At 37.6% G+C, this 13927-nt stretch carries 16 protein-coding genes; 4 read left to right on the top strand and 12 right to left on the bottom strand.

What is annotated here, in order from left to right:
- Positions 1-3 precede the first annotated feature (3 nt).
- The 3 genes from tnpA (at position 4) to DQL14_RS05880 (ending at position 2337) form a co-directional block, all read left to right on the top strand.
- Positions 4-399 carry an IS200/IS605 family transposase gene (tnpA, locus tag DQL14_RS05885; RefSeq protein WP_108169069.1) on the top strand — a complete coding sequence of 132 codons (396 nt, stop codon included), beginning with the start codon at positions 4-6 and terminating at the stop codon, positions 397-399.
- Positions 400-547: 148 nt separating this feature from the next.
- Positions 548-706: a hypothetical protein gene (locus DQL14_RS08410; protein WP_157956330.1), complete on the top strand. Its 159-nt coding sequence runs from the start codon at positions 548-550 to the stop codon at positions 704-706.
- A gap of 251 nt (positions 707-957) precedes the next feature.
- Positions 958-2337: an MFS transporter gene (locus DQL14_RS05880; RefSeq protein ID WP_108169068.1), complete on the top strand. Its 1380-nt coding sequence runs from the start codon at positions 958-960 to the stop codon at positions 2335-2337.
- 448 nt (positions 2338-2785) lie between these two features.
- Here the strand turns inward: DQL14_RS05880 and DQL14_RS05875 are convergent, their stop codons facing one another.
- The 11 genes from DQL14_RS05875 to recR all read right to left on the bottom strand — a co-directional run bounded on the left by DQL14_RS05875 (position 2786) and on the right by recR (position 12416).
- Positions 2786-4771, bottom strand: a complete 1986-nt coding sequence (locus DQL14_RS05875; RefSeq protein ID WP_108168921.1) for a porin family protein — start codon at positions 4769-4771, stop codon at positions 2786-2788.
- 224 nt (positions 4772-4995) lie between these two features.
- Complete coding sequence (locus tag DQL14_RS05870) at positions 4996-5481, bottom strand: GNAT family N-acetyltransferase (RefSeq protein ID WP_108169067.1); 486 nt, start codon at positions 5479-5481, stop codon at positions 4996-4998.
- Positions 5482-5491: 10 nt separating this feature from the next.
- Entirely contained in the window at positions 5492-6247 is a 756-nt protein-coding gene (locus DQL14_RS05865; protein ID WP_108169066.1) for a 7-carboxy-7-deazaguanine synthase QueE, read from the bottom strand.
- Complete coding sequence (locus DQL14_RS05860) at positions 6244-6846, bottom strand: 6-pyruvoyl trahydropterin synthase family protein (protein WP_108169065.1); 603 nt, start codon at positions 6844-6846, stop codon at positions 6244-6246. The genes DQL14_RS05865 and DQL14_RS05860 overlap by 4 nt, the downstream gene beginning before the upstream one ends.
- Before the next feature lies 1 nt (position 6847).
- On the bottom strand, positions 6848-7507 hold the full coding sequence (locus DQL14_RS05855; RefSeq protein WP_000041789.1) for a hypothetical protein: 660 nt from the start codon (positions 7505-7507) through the stop codon (positions 6848-6850).
- On the bottom strand, positions 7504-8307 hold the full coding sequence (gene surE, locus DQL14_RS05850; protein WP_108169064.1) for a 5'/3'-nucleotidase SurE: 804 nt from the start codon (positions 8305-8307) through the stop codon (positions 7504-7506). Before surE ends, DQL14_RS05855 begins: the two co-directional genes overlap by 4 nt.
- Positions 8304-9215, bottom strand: coding sequence for a polyprenyl synthetase family protein (locus DQL14_RS05845; protein WP_108169063.1), 912 nt, complete (start codon positions 9213-9215; stop codon positions 8304-8306). The genes surE and DQL14_RS05845 overlap by 4 nt, the downstream gene beginning before the upstream one ends.
- A gap of 15 nt (positions 9216-9230) precedes the next feature.
- The gene (gene folE, locus DQL14_RS05840; protein WP_108169062.1) at positions 9231-9773 is read right to left on the bottom strand and encodes a GTP cyclohydrolase I FolE; all 543 of its coding nucleotides are present in this window, start codon (positions 9771-9773) and stop codon (positions 9231-9233) included.
- The gene (htpX, locus tag DQL14_RS05835) at positions 9774-10706 is read right to left on the bottom strand and encodes a zinc metalloprotease HtpX (protein WP_231952821.1); all 933 of its coding nucleotides are present in this window, start codon (positions 10704-10706) and stop codon (positions 9774-9776) included.
- On the bottom strand, positions 10693-11838 hold the full coding sequence (gene truD, locus DQL14_RS05830; protein ID WP_108169060.1) for a tRNA pseudouridine(13) synthase TruD: 1146 nt from the start codon (positions 11836-11838) through the stop codon (positions 10693-10695). The genes htpX and truD overlap by 14 nt, the downstream gene beginning before the upstream one ends.
- On the bottom strand, positions 11835-12416 hold the full coding sequence (gene recR / locus DQL14_RS05825) for a recombination mediator RecR (RefSeq protein ID WP_001099619.1): 582 nt from the start codon (positions 12414-12416) through the stop codon (positions 11835-11837). The genes truD and recR overlap by 4 nt, the downstream gene beginning before the upstream one ends.
- A 127-nt stretch (positions 12417-12543) precedes the next feature.
- Between recR and DQL14_RS05820 the strand changes: the two genes are divergently transcribed.
- The gene (locus DQL14_RS05820; protein ID WP_001115881.1) at positions 12544-12750 is read left to right on the top strand and encodes a 2-hydroxymuconate tautomerase family protein; all 207 of its coding nucleotides are present in this window, start codon (positions 12544-12546) and stop codon (positions 12748-12750) included.
- 52 nt (positions 12751-12802) lie between these two features.
- On the opposite strand, the gene hopJ is transcribed toward DQL14_RS05820, so the two are convergent.
- Positions 12803-13906, bottom strand: coding sequence for a Hop family outer membrane protein HopJ/HopK (gene hopJ / locus DQL14_RS05815; protein ID WP_108169059.1), 1104 nt, complete (start codon positions 13904-13906; stop codon positions 12803-12805).
- Positions 13907-13927 lie beyond the last annotated feature (21 nt).

The raw sequence follows: 13927 nt of genomic DNA, 5'->3' as shown, positions 1-13927 counted from the left end.
TCTATGAAAAAAATTGATGACACAAGACACGGAAGACATTGTGTTTTTTTGATGCATGTGCATTTGGTGTTTGTTACTAAATACAGGCGTTCAGCGTTCAACAAGGAAGTGATAGATTTTTTAGGATCGGTGTTTGCTAAAGTGTGTAAAGACTTTGAGAGCGAATTGGTGGAGTTTGATGGGGAAAGCGATCATGTGCATTTGCTTATCAACTACCCTCCAAAAGTGAGCGTGAGCAAGTTAGTCAATTCTTTAAAAGGCGTGAGCAGTCGTTTGACTAGGCAACACCATTTCAAAAGCGTTGAAGCTTGTTTATGGGGGAAGCATTTATGGTCGCCTAGTTATTTCGCTGGGAGTTGTGGGGGTGCACCTTTAGAGATGATTAAGCAATACATATAAGATCAAGAAACACCGCATTAAATTAGCTAACTTTGATTTTTAATAGAATGCTCTAAAAAGCGAATGGATCTAGGTGAAACAATGTTCAAATAGCCTAACGGCTAAACGCTTACATCTCCGCCCTAAAGGACGGAGTTTTTCGCGCTAGTTGGATAAAAATGAGCAAGCCATAGAAGAGTATAAAAAAAGAAATTATATTGACCCTACCCTAAAATTAGAATGGGAAAATATAAAAGAATTTCGTGAAAAAAGAGAAGAAGCTATCATTAAAAGATTAAAAGAAGCGTTATTGCCTAAGTCTTCATAGGAGTGTTTTTTTGGCTGATAGAATCGGGTAAAGCGTTTTGACAAAATGGGTAAAACAAAATTTAAACTCGTTTAAGTCATGCTTAATGATAAAAAAGGTAGAATGATTCACTTTTTGAACGATAATAAATTTCATTTACTGCTTGCTATCTAAAAATGCCGTTAAGGTGTAAGGTAGCTATATTAATTTTATCAATCTTAGTTTCAAAATGAAAAATTAAAAGGGCGATAGCCTTAGTGAAAGGATAATCAATAAAACATTTAGGCAAAAAAGAGGTAAGAACCTTAGGGTTATCTTCGCTTGGCGGGACTTTAGAATTTTACGATTTTATCATCTTTGTATTTTTTACGAGTATCATTGCCAAACACTTTTTCCCGAACACGCTTAGCCCTATTTGGTCTGAAATCAACACTTATGGTATCTTTGCTGCAGGCTATCTAGCGCGCCCGCTTGGCGGCATAGTGATGGCCCACTTTGGGGATAGATTCGGCCGTAAAAACATGTTCATGCTCTCTATTTTATTGATGGTAATCCCAACCTTTGCGCTCGCTTTGATGCCAACTTTTAATGATTTGGTGGGTTTTGGCGTTGGTAGCATGGGACTTAGCCTAAAAAACGCTCATTATCTTGGTTACATAGCTCCTGTTTTTTTGGTGTTTGTTAGGATCTGTCAAGGCGTTGCTGTGGGTGGTGAATTGCCTGGCGCTTGGGTTTTTGTCCATGAGCATGCCCCGCAAGGCCAAAAAAACACTTATATCGGTTTTTTAAGCGCTTCTGTAGTTTCTGGGATTTTGCTTGGGAGTTTGGTTTATATAGGGATTTACATGGTTTTTGACAAGCCTGTTGTTGAAGATTGGGCTTGGAGGGTTGCCTTTGGGCTTGGAGGGATTTTTGGTATCATTTCTGTTTATTTGAGGCGCTTTTTAGAGGAAACTCCTGTTTTTCAGCAAATGAAGCAGGACAACGCCTTAGTTAAATTCCCGCTTAAAGAGGTGTTTAAAAACTCTCGCTTTGGCATATTAATCTCCATGCTTATCACTTGGGTTTTAACCGCTTGCATTTTGATTTTTATCCTTTTCGTTCCCAATTTCACTCTCATGCATCCCAATTTTAATTTCACTCCTTTTGAAAAAACCTATTTTCAAATTTTAGGACTTGTTGGTATTGTGAGTTCTATTGTTTTAACCGGGTTTTTAGCCGATAAAATCAAACCACACAAAGTTTGCATGGCTTTTAGCGTGGCTTTTGCTTTTTTTGGCTTTTTATTCTTTAGAGAATTTTATTCTAACGCGCCAAGTTTAATCAATACCATAGTTTTATACTTTTTAGCTTGCTTTTGCGCGGGTATTATGAATTTTTGCCCCATTTTTATGAGCGATGTGTTTAGCGCCAAAATCCGTTTTAGCGGGATTTCCTTCGCTTATAACATAGCCTATGCTATAACCGCTGGCTTTACCCCTCAACTTTCAAGCTGGTTAAACGCAAAAGCTATAGTGGCGCCTGAAAGCTTGCAAAGTTATGGTTTAAGCTTTTATATTTTTGTGGTTTCTTTAATTGCCTTTATTACATCGCTTTTAATGGCGCCAATTTACAATCAATCTAACCCCCAACACGAATCGCCCATAACATGAAAGAAGCACAAACTTTTGAGTGATTCAACCAAGATTGAGCCGATTTTCATTAAACCATATTTAAAAAAATCGTATTGACCCTAGAATTAAAAATATAGAGGAATTTCGTGGAAAAAGAGAGAAAAAGCTAAAAAGAAAGCGTTATTATTTAAGTTTTAATAAGGTGTTTTAGCGCTATTTGTTGTAAGGGTTTAACGCTTAGCGTCGGTGGATTTTGGTGGCGATGAAATTCTTAACATTCAAAGATTTTTAAACTTATCGTTTTAGATTTCACTTTGTTGTAAAACTCTTAAGGGGGTGGGGGATATTATAATTCCTCTCTGCAATCTCAGTGAAGCACCCAACCGATAAAGCGATTGGAATTTCTGCTTGAGTGATTTAAAACACCCTAACTTCGTGCATCACAATGAGATTATCGCTTGATTGAGTTTTTTAATATTTTAGCGTTTTAAAACACCCACCCGTAATTGAAAAACACCTTAAAATGGCTAGCCCCTTCATTGAAAACAAAAGAGTTCGTGTAATCGCCACCACTAGAAACGACGCTAGCTTTTCTTTGGATTAAAGGGATGCTAATCCCTACAGAATATTTAGAATGCTTATAGCGGTAATTCAACCCAGTAGCCACATCTAAATTACCGCTCCCTTTGACTTTGTTCAACACATAATAGCTGTTATACAAGCCCCTTAACCCCCCAAAGATACCAAAAGAGGAAGAAAAATTCTTTCTCGTTTGAACGCCTGTAGGGCTATTTTTATTGGAGTAAGTGGTGATGAAATCCAACAACAAATCTATCCCCCCACCATAGCTCAATTGCTGGAATTTTTGATTAAGGGCTTTAGAATAGTTGTATTTCACAATGCCATAATAAGCCAATCCTATGAAATCATTAAAGTAATTTTGATAGCCTATTTTAGCGTTAACCCCTAAAATAGGGCTTCTAAAACTCTGTGAAGCGCTTGAAAAATAGTGGTCAGTAACGCTAGAAGTGACAAAGGTTTTTTGAATGGTGCTGAGCATGGAATTGGCTAAATCTTGCGTGTTCAAACTAGCGTTTAGGTTGTAGTTTGTTTGACTCCCCAAGTTAGCGTAGTTGATCGGTAAAGCGTTTTGATTAATAAGCTGCTGCCAGACCGCTGCTGTTACCCCTAAAAACCCAGCCGGGACATCCGCACAATTGTGGTAGATGGAATTAGGGTAGTTGCTAGGGAAAGCGGGTTGACCTGAACCATTGAAGCGAGAGCACACGTTATAGGGGAGACCATCAGAATCTTTTGGCTTGCCATTTTCAGTTTGACCGGTTGGCACTCTTTGATAGGTCATGTTCCCATTGTGTCCATAGCCTTTGGTGTGGCTGAATTCATGCAAAATGGTCCTTAAATCAGCCAAATTGATAGTCTTAAGGTCATTACCAAAGAGTTTTTGGGGTTCTAAGGCATAGGCTTCTACTCCTAATGTGCCATATTCACCATCATTACCATATCCATTGGCTAACCCTACAACCCCTGAATTTTTTAAAACAACCGCATCAATTTCTATTTTTTTTCTAAAATTATTAATGATACCTTGTTTGTTGAGTATATATTGTTGATCAACTTTAGTATCAACACGCCCATTTACTCCGGGATTTACGCATTTTGAAGGATCATTATCACAATCTGTTGAGCTGTTAGTGAATTCAAAAGGAGCGTTTAAGATCGCATCGCCCCAAGATTGGGAGTCTAAAACAGCGATCATGTTCAACATCAAATTGGTGAATTCTTCTGCGGTTTGTGGGGTGAAAGGTTGCCAACAATCATTTTTTGTATTACCATTATTATTGTAAGGACAAGTGTTGAAATTGCTTGGATTTTCATTACTATATTTCATTATAAGATTTGTTTTAATGTTATTGAGCGTTTCAAACACCCTCTGCGTGTTAGCGTCAGAAATAGAAGTGCTAGTGGCTTCAAATTTTGGAAGAAAGAAAGTATAGGGACCAATTTTATCAAACGCCTCTTTTAGGCTATCAAATGCCTCCCCAGGTAAAACAATTTTAGAGTGTTTGGGGATAGTCTCTATCACGCCTAGATTGATTACATTGCCTTGAGCGTCTGTAAAACTAAGCTTCACGTTGCTTAAATTATAAGGTAGGAAGTTTTCTATAGTTAATTTACCACCGATATACAACACTTTAACAGGAGATAAAGATGAAAAATTTAATTGTGATATGGATTTAGCGTCCGTGAACAAATTAGCCGCTCTTTTTAAAATCGTGTCTGTGGGTAAATAATTATAAGTTGCGTAAGTGTTTTTTGTGGTGGTGTGTCTTTTTTCTTGCGTTTGAACGCCTTCTAATAGCCCAGTTTCAAACCCGGCTTCTATGAAAAAGCCATTTTTCTCATTCGCTTCTAAAGCGCTGAATAATAAAAGTGGGATGAATAGTTTTCTCATGGTTATCTCTTTTTAGTTTATAGTGTCTTTATTATACAATTTAAGGGGATGGTTTGTTTATTTTTTGAAAATTAAAGTTTTTACAAGGGATTAGTGTTTCATATTAAAACAAAATTTTAACAACAAGCGTTTGTTTTATAGTTTATTTATCATTAATTAGGCTATGTTAATCAAAGTTTGATAGGGAAATTATCGCTTGGGCGTGTGTCAAATGGATGCGCCAATTAAGACAGAATCTTTTCCATAAAAAGAGTAGGGAAAATCAAAATCTCTTCGCCCAACTCCACCATGCAATCTTCTTCTTTGATTGGCATAAAACCCAGCTTTTGATAGAGGTTGCATGCCTTGATTTGGCTTTTGCTCACATGCAGAGAGATTTTAGTATAGCCTTCAATAAAAGCGTATCGTTCCACGCTCTCATAGAGTTTTTGACCCAACCCTTGAGATTGATAAGCACTATCCATGTGGAATTTGCACAGCTCTGCTTCTGTTTCATTGATACGATTAAGCCCGCAGATCCCGATGAGCTTTTTATCCTTTCTCATTCCAAAAAATTCCCCGCCATGCTCGCGCAGTTTTTGAACGAACCCACTAATACTGGGCAAAAGATCCAAGCGTTGGATAAACCCTAAAGGGTTGTCAGCGATGCGCTTAGCATAAAATTCTTCTAATTCAGTGGGGTATTTGGGCGAAAAAACTTTGATGGTCATGATTAACTTTTTAAAACCCTTTTTGATTATCCCACAAGCGGATATGAAGCCTATCGCTTAGCCTGAAACCATGCTTTATGGCTAGGGGGGCTAGGGTTTTTAGATTTTTGTCTAGCTCGTTGTTATTTGTGCCTAAGGGCATTAAAAAGATTTCATTATTTTTTAAGGAGAGTTGTTTCAAAAGGCTTTGGATTTCTGTAATAGATTGAGCGGCGTTTTGACTCTCCAATACAAATTTAAAATGCACGCTTTTAGCGTTATTTAAGATATTTTGTAAGGCTTTGAGGTTGATCCGCTTGCTTTCTTCCTCCAAAGAAAAAGAGAGTTTGACGCTCAGGGTGAAATGCAATTCTTTTAAAATAGGGCTAAATTCAAAAAAAATAGAACCATTACTCTCTACACATAAAGGGATTTTTTGGCGATAAAAATGCTCTAAAACGCTGATTAAAATAGGGTTATTGAAATACAAGCTTGGCTCCCCGCCTGTAAGAATGAAATCAAAATCCTTATAATTAGGGGCTAAATCCTCTAATCGTTCAATCAAGGGTTTAGGCTCATTGTAATAATCCCAAGATGTTTTGAATTTAGGATGCACCGCATACAAGCTGTCGCAACCTGTTAGAATTTCATCATTCAATAAGGTTTTACAATTAAAGCCCTTGCATGAAAGGTTACACCCCCCTAAGCGTAAAAAAAGACTGGGCTTGCCTATCCTTTTTCCTTCACCCTGTAAGGAAAAAAAGCTCTCAACGACCGGGAGTTTCATGGGATTTGGTGTAAGGGCTTAGCATGAAAAAAGCATTGTTTTTCATCGCTAATGATTTTATTAAAAAAATCATTATCATGCCACAAATTTTGAATGCCTTGCGAAAAAGAAACGCAATGATCATGCACTAAAGATTTAAAATGGGGGTTTTCTAAATCTTTTAAAAAGCTTTCAGCGTAGCCGTTTTTAGTCTCATGCACGCGCACGCTAGAAACTTTTAACTCCCCTTCATCATTAGAAAAAACGCTTTTTTGTAAAATTTTTGTCAAGTAGTATAAAAACATGAGGGCGTAACTCTCTGCGCTCAAATTAAACGAGCATTTCACGTAACGCACGCAATGATTTTCTATAAAACGCTGGAACTCAAGGCTTTCTTTGTCCCAAAAATGATGGGCATGATCAAACGACTCAATGAAAACCTGCATTTCTTGCTGCATCAGCCCAAAATCTAATGCCATGTTCGCATTATCCAAGCGGTTGGTTTCAATAAAGACTTCCACTTCATAATTATGCCCATGGATATTTTGAGCGCATTTTAAAGAAGAGCAATTGCGCACCACATGGCTAGCGCAAAATTTATACAATCGCCTGATAACCATTTCATTCTCTATAACATGGCTGATAAAGGGGCAGTCTTAAATTGTAGTAGTAGCGTTCAGGGCGGTTAAAATCAATGCGCTTGATCGTGCTTTTAATCAAATCCCTATAAAGCATCTGATAGCCGCAAGTCCTCCCGCTCACGCTCCCATCCACATATAAAACCCGTTTTTGCAACACCACATCATACCAATCTAAAATAAAATGCGAATTAGCGCTCATTAAAATTTGCTCGCTAAAGCCATTGATAGCGTAGTAATCGGTAGGGGTTTGGGAGCAATAAAACTGCCCCCCAAGAAAATAACAAGGCTTATTGACCTGATCGATCAGCTGGTAATTGTATTGGTAGAACGGCACAGCTGAGATGTTACGGACAATGCGTGCATAGATTACATTTTTGGCTTTATCTAGTGGGAATTCCGCTTGTGTGAAGACATTGTAAAAGCCTAATTTTTGCAATTCATAAACAATCACATTGATATAATAAGAAGTCATCGCATCGCTTCTGTCATAAGCCACCACGATAGTGGAATTATAGTTGAACAAATAATCCCCTGTAACTTCTGAATAATACCCCATGTGCAAGCGGTGTTGGCATGCATTAAAGAAAAAAAACACCCCAACAATTAGCCCTAAAAAAGCCAAGCGGTGATTTTTACTCACTTTAACATTCCCTCATGCCAAGATTCCAAGCTTTTCAGATCATCATAACTGGTTAAGTCTAAATTTAAAGGCGTGATAGAGGCATGGTTTGAAGCAATAGCGTCAAAATCAGAGAGTCTGTCTTCATTTTCACGCTTTTGCCATTCTAAAGGGTGCAACCCTAGCCAAAAATAGCTTTCATTCTTGGGGTCTGTGCGTTTATGCACTTCTTTTTTATACAGCCTATAGCCCTTAGGGGTGATGCGTTCACCCTTATATTCTTGTAAGGAGCAATTAGGGACATTCACATTTAGGAGTTTGCGTCCTTTTAAAGGGTAGCCGTTTGTGAAGATGTTTTGGACTAAATCCTGGATAATCTTTTGAGCTAGATCAAAACTTAGGGGGGTGTTTTTGTTTTTGTTAGAAAGGATCTGAGAAATCGCAATGGAAGGCACGCCTTGGATGGTGCCTTCAATCGCTCCGGCCACCGTTCCCGAATAAATCGTGTCTTCGCCCATGTTAGATCCAAGATTGATCCCTGAAACCACTAAATCAAAACAAACATGTTTAAAAAGCTCATTAATAGCCAGATACACGCAATCGCTTGGCGTGCCATCATCAATCCTATAATGCCGGCCTTCTTTACCCTTAATTTTCTCCGCTCTTAAAGGTGCAGTGATGGTGATGCATTGCGAGCATGCGCTTTTTTCATGCTTGGGGGCGACCACATAAATTTCTGCCATTTCTTCTAAAGCTTGTTCTAAAGCTTTAATGCCTTTTGCATGGTAGCCATCATCGTTGGTGAGTAAAATTTTTTTCATGTCTTGCCTTTAAATAGAGTGTTCAATAATGCGTTTAAATTTTCTTGCAATAAAGGGTAAGCGGGTTTTAATAGGTTTAAATCGTTTAAAATCTCTGTTTTTAAAGTTTGAGCGTAATCATTCGCTTTCTCTAGCCCCAATAAATTCACAAAGCTGTTTTTAGTGCTGTCTAAATGAGTGGTTTTACCGCTTTCTTCTTCATCTTGCGTAACATCTATAATATCATCTAACACTTGAAAACAAAGACCCGTTTTTAACCCAAAAGCCTGAAGCCATTTAAAAAGCTCTTCATCTTTAATACCGCTCGCAACAAGCCCCATCATCAGGCTTGCGCTAATCAATTTAGCGGTTTTATGCTCGTGTAAGAAAGTGAGCTGCTCTAAATTTAAGGGCGTGTTTTCAAAATAGCAATCCAAAGCCTGCCCTAAGATCATGCCTTTAATCCCCCCATTAACGCTTAAGATTTTGATTAATTCCACAATGATATGGCTTTCTAGTAAAGCGTTTGAAAGCAATTCAAAAGAGTAAGTGTTGAGCGCATCGCCGACTAAAACGGCTGTGGTTTCATCGTATTTAGCGTGTAAAGTGGGGTGGTTTCTCCTTAAAGCGGCATTATCCATGCATGGTAAATCGTCATGGATGAGCGAATAAGTGTGTAAGCATTCAATGCTTAAAGCGATTTTAAAATATTCTGTTTGTTGGTTAGAATAATCTTTTTGACCCACTAACGCGCAAAGCACGGCTAAAAAAAGCTTAGGGCGAAATCTCTTACCCCCATTAAGCACCATTTCAAAAAAGGCTTTTTCCAAATAAGGGTGGAAGCTTTCAAGGTGTAAATGATGGTGGTTTAAAAAGCTTTCAAAACGCTCGCACTCATTATAATAAAAGGATAAATTAGGGTTATTCATGCATGGAATTATAACCTAAGATTTTAAGAGTTGCATAAATTCAGCTCTGGTTTTAGGGTCTTTTTTAAAGAGGCCTTTTAGAACGCTTGTTTTAATGATCGCATTTTGCTTTTGCACCCCTTGCATGCTCATGCACAAATGCTTAGCTTCACAAACCACGATCACGCCCCTTGGCTCTATGATTTCATCAAAGGTTTCTGCAATTTGAGTGGTCAGCCTTTCTTGGATTTGCAAGCGTTTGCTATAAATTTCAATGAGTTTAGCGATCGCGCTAATGCCTACAATCTTTTCCTTAGGGATATATCCCACGCTAATATTCCCCAAAAAAGGGAGCAAATGGTGTTCGCAAGTGGAGTAAAATTCAATGTTTTGAGCCACTATCATTTCATCGCAAACGCCTTGAAAATACGCGCTTTTTAAAGCCACTTTAGGATCTTCTTTATAGCCTTTATACAAGAATTTCCATAATTCTTGAACCCTTTTAGGCGTCTCTTTCAAACCTTCTCTATTCTTATCTTCGCCGATGTTTTCAAAAAATTGGTTGAAAAAATTTTCCATTTAAATCACACGCTTTCTTAAGGATTGGATACGATTTTTAACGCTAGGGTGGGTGCTAAACATTTCAGCGTTAAAAAGATAAGCCGCCGATCGGGTGGAGTTCTGATCTATGCCCTTGTAATCGTTGTTCGCATAGTCGTTAGAAATTTTTTGTAAGGCTCTAATCATGGGCTTATTGTCATGCATTAAAAACGCCGCCCCGCTATCGGCCATGTATTCTCGTGTGCGGCTCAAATACATTTGCAAAATAAGCGTTAAAAAAGGCAAGATGATCTGCAAGACTAATAAAATCATTCGGGCTAAATTCGCCCCACTATTCTTGCGATTCCCCATGAAAAAATACACGCTAAAATTAGCCACTAACAGCATGATATTGCTTAAAATCCCCACGCACATGGTCAAGCGAATGTCGTTGTGCCTGATATGGCTGAGCTCATGAGCGATCACGGCTTTCAATTCATCTTTATCCAACCTTTCTATTAAAGCGCTTGTAAGAGCGATAAGAGAATTGGATTCATTCCACCCGCTCGCAAAAGCGTTCATGTAAGGGGCGTTAATGATATAAAGCTTAGGCTCAAAATGAAGCTTAGCCTCTTCTAAAAGCTCTAACAAAAGGCGATGGATTTGATTTTCTTTAGAGCTTAAAACCTTGCTTGTGTCAATAAGTTTGTATCCATCACCGCTTAACATGATAGAGCTAAAATTTTGGATACAAACAACAATAATGACAAAAGCCGCTAAAAACATGATAATGGTAATTGTAGGAAAAATTTGAAAAGTCATGAGTTTAAAAAGAGCTGTTCCTAAATCATTAGCGTTGATTCTAATGACATCCACCAACAACCCGATAAAAGCAAAAATCGCGCAATAAGTCGCTAAAACCGCGTTCGTTTTGATCCTGTTTTGCGCGATAATCTTTTCAAAATTCGTCATTATTTTCTCCTTTCTCATGCTTGATTTCTTTGAGCAACGCGCTCGCATAACTCCCTTTAGGCAAGTAAAATCCTAATTCAAATTGCGCTTTTTCTTTCATGTATTGAGAAGTTATATTTTCTGCAAACACCCAAAAAAACCTCCTGGATCCTAGCGTTTTAGCATGGCTACTTAAAAGATTATGCTGGAATTCTTTTTCAATTTCTAAACTCAAATTTTTTGCATAAAGAGCTTTTTTGCCATCTAGTAACCCCGTAGGCGCAACTTCTTTTTTCAAAAACCTTTCGCCCTCTTTTTCTAATTCTAAAGCGTCAAAAAACTTCCCATAAGGGTAATGGCACATCACATCGCCTTCTAAAATTTTAAAGGGGTGGGCTTGGTTTTTAAGGGTTTTTAGAGTGTTTGAATCAACGCTTAAATTTTTTTGTTTAAAAAATTCTAAATTTTCTTTTAGGCTAAAATCGCTAATGATTTTACTGATTTCTAATCGTTTGCTTAAAAGCGCGTTAAACAAATAACTTTGATAGCTTGAAATTAAAAAAGCGTTTAATTTTTGATGGGCGAATTTCGTTTGATTTTGTAAGATTTTTAAACCCTCTTGGTGGTTGTCATTGAACTTCCCAAAGCGTTGCGAGCCAAAATAATTAGGCATGCCAAACTGCGCGATTTGTTCTAAAACCTGCTCAGTCTTTTGAGCGTTTAGGGGGGTCATTTTTTTAAAACGCATAAAAAAGCGATTCCCTTTCAAATGCCCCAATTTGATTTTATTATGGTGGTAATTCAAAGACAGGATTTTAAGGTTTCTTTCTTGAAAGTTGCTCGTGTTTTTTTCTAATAAAGGGGCGTATTTTTTAGGGAGTGAGATGAATTGAGTCGTCAGCGCGTTTTTATCTTTCAAGCCCGCATAACCCAATTCAGCGATTCTTACCCCTAAAATTTGAGAAAAAATTTGAAGCATTTCTAAAGTGCTTAAACCGCTTTTCCTCACTTGAATAACGGCATGTTCGCCTGTGTTACTGAATTCATACAAAGGCACTTCATGCACGCAAAAATCCCTAGCGCTAGAATTGAAATGAAAATCAATGCTCGCATGGTTGTAAGCATGCAATAGGGGCATAAAATTTAAATTCATGCTTTGATCCTTGAATTAAACGCCCTTGAGAGCGAAACGGAGTCAATGTTTTCAAAATTCACTCCAGTAGGCACGCCTTGAGCGATTTTGGTGAAAGTGAGGTGGAAATGCTGTAATTTATCTTCAATATAAAGCATTAGAGAATCATTAGCCAAAGTGGGAGGGAAAGCAAAAATGATTTCTTTAATGTTTTCTTCAATCAGGCGTTTTTCTAGGGCGTTAAAATCCACCTCTTCTATGGAATTTAACACATAATAGCGCCCTAAAAAATCCTTTAAATCTTCTAAAATAAACACATCTCTTGGGTGTAAAACCATGCAAAGCTGAGAATTTTGTCGGCTCTCATCAGAGCAAATCTCACAAACCTCACTCTCGCTGAGCGCGTTACAAGATGAACATGTTTTAAGGTTTTCTAGCGCGTTCTCTAAAGCGTGCGTGATTTTGAGCGCCAGATAGGGGTTTTCTAAACCCAAATGATACGCCATTTTAAAGGCAGACTTTTTACCCACATTGGGGATCTTTTCTAAACAATCCACTAAATTTAAAAAGTGGTTCAAGCTGTTTTTATAAGTATTCATTCTGTTAGTATATCAAACTTAACTCTAAAGGGATCAAAAGGGTTTTTATCCATTGTTTTTTTAAAAAATCGTTTCAAATTTATGGATAAAAGCGTTATAATGCGTCATCTCAAATTAAAGGAATACTATGCCGTTTATCAATATCAAACTTGTGCCAGAAAATGGAGGGCCAACAAATGAGCAAAAACAGCAATTGATTGAAGGGGTTTCAGATTTGATGGTTAAGGTGTTAAACAAAAATAAGGCTTCTATTGTGGTCATTATAGATGAGGTCGATTCTAATAATTATGGTCTTGGGGGCGAGAGTGTCCATCATTTGAGACAAAAAAACTAAATCTTTAAAATTGTTGCGATAACATTTAAGGGGTGCTTGTTTCCCTAAGCCCCTAAAAACTATAAACATAACTCACATTAAACACCACAAGGCGTTTGAAAAAGAGGGAAGTGTTTAGCCCTTTACCATGCGTTTCATAAAAGGAATTGACTGCTAAAGGGATTTTCAAGCCCATTTCAAAGCCGTTATGCCTATTGACATTCACACGAACCCCAAAATTCAAAGGGATCTGGAAAAAACTCGTGTGCATTTTAGCTTGATAGCCCGTCAAGTAATTGTTGATAAAATCCGTTTCGCTCACCCACATGCTCAAACCACTCCCTACCCACGAACTCCCCGCTAAAGCAAAGCCCGCATAAAAACCCACGCTAGAATGTTTTTGTGCATTATCAATGAAATTATAAAGATAATCTATCCCAAGCCCATAGAGGTGGTTATTCATTTTGCCTAAACCATCAAAGCCGTTACCCACAAAACCAAAATTGGTGTAACCATAATCATAGAACAAGTAATAGCGCAACCCTTGATTTTTTTTCTTAGTGAAGAAATGCTTATAGCCCACGCTCAAAGTTACCCCATACATGCTTGAAATGTTTTTAGAATAAGAGGTGGGATCAAGTGCGTTTAAGGAATTTGAAATGGCAGCGATTTGAGAAGATAAAGAAGAAAGCATGCGGTTTTGAGATTGAGCAAATTGCGCTTCTAAATTTTTTAAATTTTCTTCAAATTCTAAAGGGTTAGTAATGGGTTCTTGCATTTTTTCTAACGCTTGGACTAATTGTGGGTTAGATGCAACGCCCCCGCTAAGCATGACTATTTTTTCAATATTTTCAAAGCTGGATTGGAGGTAGTATTTCTCAGCTTGGATTTCAGTGGGGGTTAATTTGGAATTGTTTTTTAAAGCGTTGTTGATATATGCAAAGGTTTTAGGCATGTTGGTGATTTCATTTTTGACTTGATGGAGTTTATAGATTTTATTTTGAGCGTTAGAAATGATTTGGATGCGTTCTTGATTTAAAAAGGGGTTATTATGCTCAACGGCATGACTAATGGAATATTCAAACCCCACGCTCGCATACGCCCCATTTTCTTCAGCGATACAAAAAGATAAAAGTAAAGGTAAAAAGAATGATGAATGTAATAAGGTTTTTGGCATGGGTTGATCCTGCTATGAATT

Source organism: Helicobacter pylori NCTC 11637 = CCUG 17874 = ATCC 43504 = JCM 12093, from assembly GCF_900478295.1.
GTDB lineage: Bacteria > Campylobacterota > Campylobacteria > Campylobacterales > Helicobacteraceae > Helicobacter > Helicobacter pylori.
The sequence above is the reverse complement of the archived record's forward strand: the minus strand, read 5'-3'. Positions and strand labels throughout refer to the sequence as shown.

What these genes read in the sequence shown, in the direction of transcription:
- tnpA (WP_108169069.1), top strand. Translation starts at nt 4, where the DNA reads ATGAAAAAAATTGATGACACAAGACACGGAAGACATTGTGTTTTTTTG.
- DQL14_RS05875 (WP_108168921.1), bottom strand. Translation starts at nt 4,771, where the DNA reads ATGAGAAAACTATTCATCCCACTTTTATTATTCAGCGCTTTAGAAGCG.
- DQL14_RS05870 (WP_108169067.1), bottom strand. Translation starts at nt 5,481, where the DNA reads ATGACCATCAAAGTTTTTTCGCCCAAATACCCCACTGAATTAGAAGAA.
- DQL14_RS05865 (WP_108169066.1), bottom strand. Translation starts at nt 6,247, where the DNA reads ATGAAACTCCCGGTCGTTGAGAGCTTTTTTTCCTTACAGGGTGAAGGA.
- DQL14_RS05860 (WP_108169065.1), bottom strand. Translation starts at nt 6,846, where the DNA reads ATGGTTATCAGGCGATTGTATAAATTTTGCGCTAGCCATGTGGTGCGC.
- surE (WP_108169064.1), bottom strand. Translation starts at nt 8,307, where the DNA reads ATGAAAAAAATTTTACTCACCAACGATGATGGCTACCATGCAAAAGGC.
- DQL14_RS05845 (WP_108169063.1), bottom strand. Translation starts at nt 9,215, where the DNA reads ATGAATAACCCTAATTTATCCTTTTATTATAATGAGTGCGAGCGTTTT.
- folE (WP_108169062.1), bottom strand. Translation starts at nt 9,773, where the DNA reads ATGGAAAATTTTTTCAACCAATTTTTTGAAAACATCGGCGAAGATAAG.
- htpX (WP_231952821.1), bottom strand. Translation starts at nt 10,706, where the DNA reads ATGACGAATTTTGAAAAGATTATCGCGCAAAACAGGATCAAAACGAAC.
- truD (WP_108169060.1), bottom strand. Translation starts at nt 11,838, where the DNA reads ATGAATTTAAATTTTATGCCCCTATTGCATGCTTACAACCATGCGAGC.
- recR (WP_001099619.1), bottom strand. Translation starts at nt 12,416, where the DNA reads ATGAATACTTATAAAAACAGCTTGAACCACTTTTTAAATTTAGTGGAT.
- DQL14_RS05820 (WP_001115881.1), top strand. Translation starts at nt 12,544, where the DNA reads ATGCCGTTTATCAATATCAAACTTGTGCCAGAAAATGGAGGGCCAACA.
- hopJ (WP_108169059.1), bottom strand. Translation starts at nt 13,906, where the DNA reads ATGCCAAAAACCTTATTACATTCATCATTCTTTTTACCTTTACTTTTA.